Genomic DNA, 2866 nt, shown 5'->3' with positions numbered 1-2866 from the left:
GAAAGAATATGAAGCCAGTTTATTACGTCGGTTATATCCCGCGTACCCAAGTACACGCCAATTAGCCAAAAAGTTAGGTGTGTCTCACACCGCTATTGCTAACAAGTTGCGTGATTACAGTATTAGTAAGAAAAAGTAATGTAACGATTTAATGCCAGCCAAGCGCTGGCATTTTGGTCATTTTAACGCTGACAATCAGTGCTGACGTGGCCTTTTATGTTTTGTAACGAATAATTTACAAATCACGATTAGCACCACAAAAATGTGATTTGGTACTTACTATAGGATTTTCCGTCTCGATCGGTTATTTCTATGGTTAGATTGAGAGTCTTGTCTCTAGTAGGACGCAGATCTCACCCAGAATTTAGGAGCAGTAATGAAACTTGCAAGTTATCACAACGGACGTCGCGACGGCCAATTGATGTTAGTCAGTAAAGATTTGACCAAAACAGTCGCGGTACCCGCTATTGCCCATACTATGCAGCAATTATTAGATGCTTGGGATTTGTTATACCCACAACTTAATGAGTTGTATGAAGCACTAAACGCCGGTCAGATGGACAATGCAGTAGATTTTGATGAAGCACGTTGTTTATCCCCTTTACCCCGAGCCTACCAATGGGCCGATGGCAGTGCGTATGTTAACCATGTTGAGTTAGTACGCAAAGCACGTGGCGCTGAAATGCCAGCATCGTTTTGGACTGATCCATTGGTGTATCAAGGTGGTTCTGACAGTTTTATCGCCCCTAAAGCGGATATTCAAATGGCCAGCGAAGAATACGGTATCGATTTCGAATCAGAAATCGCTATTGTTACTGATGATGTTGCCATGGGTGTTAACAGTGAAGATGCAACTAAGCACATCAAATTATTGATGTTGGTTAACGACGTATCACTGCGTAACTTAATCCCTGGCGAATTAGGCAAAGGCTTTGGCTTTTTTCAATCTAAGCCATCTAGTGCATTTTCGCCCATTGCGATTACCCCAGATGAATTAGGTGATAAATGGCAAGACAGCAAAGTACATTTGCCGTTAGTGACTCATTTAAACAGTGAACTATTTGGTCGCCCGAATGCTGGCGTTGACATGACGTTTAACTTTAGCCAGTTAGTAGAGCACGTGGCTAAAACACGTCCATTAGGCGCAGGTGCAATTATTGGTTCTGGTACTATTTCTAACTACGATCGCAGTGCAGGTTCAAGCTGTTTAGCGGAAAAGCGCATGCTTGAAATCATTGCCGACGGTAAAGCCTCAACACCCTTTATGCATTTTGGCGACACTGTTCGCATTGAAATGTTTGATGATAACGGTGTGAGCATTTTTGGTTCTATCGATCAAAAAGTGGTTGAATACAAAGCTTAATATTTTGAAAGCGATGTAAATCGAAATATAAAGGCAATAGCGGTTAATCGTTATTGCTTTTTTATTAGGCTGAATAAAACAAAAGTAAGGGAATTGACATGAAACTCTATGGCTATTGGCGTTCAAGTGCGGCATATCGGGTTCGTATTGCGTTAAATTTAAAGCAGTTAACGGCAGAACATATTTCAGTTCATTTGGTTAATAATGGCGGAGAGCAACACTCAGAGGCTTATCATCAACTCAATCCCTCGGATCTTGTGCCAACGTTTATCGACAATAATGAGTCAGGCGAGATTAACTTATCGCAATCGTTAGCGATTATGGAATACCTCGACGAAAAACACCCTCAGCAACCGTTACTTCCAAGCAATATTGAGCATAGAGCCATTGTTCGAAGCATGGCTCAAGCCATCGCATGTGAAATTCATCCTTTAGATAATCTTCGAGTATTACAATATTTAGTTAACGAAATGGGCGTATCAGAAGCAGATAAAATGCGTTGGTATCACCATTGGATACACCTTGGTTTTGCCGCTTTAGAACAGCAGTTAAGCCAATATTCTGGACGTTTCTGTTTTGGTGATACTCCTTCGCTGGCCGATATTTGTCTGATCCCGCAAGTGTATAATGCCAAACGCTTTAATCTAGAGCTTGCTGCGTATCCTAATATTGTCAGAATTTGGGATGAGTGCCATAAGTTACCTGCATTTGTTGATGCTGCGCCAGAACAACAGCATGACGCGACATAATCAAACTTTGTTTAATCTGCCCTTGTTTAATCAGCACCAGTTTAATCCGCCCCAGTTAAATCAAGTGGCCATTGATCAGTTACAACAAGGACAGGCTAAACGATTGTCCTTGTTGTGGCAGTGGTTGCAACAAGATGAAACCAGACTAGCTGCGTTAATGGTGTGCCAGAAAGTGATGCAACAACAAGGGATCACTGACTGGTTAATTAGCGCGGGTTTTATACGCAATTTGATTTGGGATAATTTGCACAACATGGCTTCACAGTCTTTAAACGACATTGATGTGATTTACTGGCGCGATAACAATCCATCTTCCGCAGAAGATCAAGCAATACAAGCGATGTTGATTAAACAGATTGATCTGCCTTGGTCGGTGAAAAATCAAGCGAGAATGCATCTTAGAAATGGTGATATGGCCTATATTTCTTGTGCTGATGCCATGTCATTTTGGCCAGAAAAACAGACGGCTATTGGAGTGAAATTAGCTTCAATTGATGACCTAACATCCGCTGAGTTTCAATTACAGGTGACGAGTGTGTTTGGGTTATCCTGTTTGTTTGATTTGTCGTTAAGTCCAAATCCAAAGCGTGACAAGGCTATTTTTAATCATCGCGTGTCCCAAAAGGGATGGTTAATACATTACTCCAAACTATTGGTTACAGAATAGTCATCAGCAAAAATTCGCTTGATCAACCTCACAAAACCTAACTGTTAAATACCTCTTTCATCTCTATACGCTCTCGTTTTGTGATCC

General features: G+C 41.3%; 4 protein-coding genes. All 4 read left to right on the top strand.

Annotation, left to right across the window (positions count from 1 at the left end; translation table 11 throughout):
- A partial coding sequence (locus CXF78_RS19005; protein WP_145991566.1) for a TyrR/PhhR family helix-turn-helix DNA-binding protein occupies nucleotides 1-139 on the top strand: 139 nt, incomplete at its 5' end.
- A gap of 237 nt (nucleotides 140-376) precedes the next feature.
- On the top strand, nucleotides 377-1363 hold the full coding sequence (locus tag CXF78_RS19000) for a fumarylacetoacetate hydrolase family protein (RefSeq protein ID WP_102037636.1): 987 nt from the start codon (nucleotides 377-379) through the stop codon (nucleotides 1361-1363).
- Nucleotides 1364-1461: 98 nt separating this feature from the next.
- Entirely contained in the window at nucleotides 1462-2112 is a 651-nt protein-coding gene (maiA, locus tag CXF78_RS18995; protein WP_102037635.1) for a maleylacetoacetate isomerase, read from the top strand.
- Nucleotides 2099-2779: a nucleotidyltransferase family protein gene (locus tag CXF78_RS18990; RefSeq protein WP_102037634.1), complete on the top strand. Its 681-nt coding sequence runs from the start codon at nucleotides 2099-2101 to the stop codon at nucleotides 2777-2779. The genes maiA and CXF78_RS18990 overlap by 14 nt, the downstream gene beginning before the upstream one ends.
- Nucleotides 2780-2866 lie beyond the last annotated feature (87 nt).

Origin of the sequence: Shewanella sp. 11B5 (assembly GCF_002836795.1) — a bacterium.
GTDB lineage: Bacteria > Pseudomonadota > Gammaproteobacteria > Enterobacterales > Shewanellaceae > Shewanella > Shewanella frigidimarina.
This window is presented reverse-complemented; position numbering and strand designations above follow the sequence as displayed.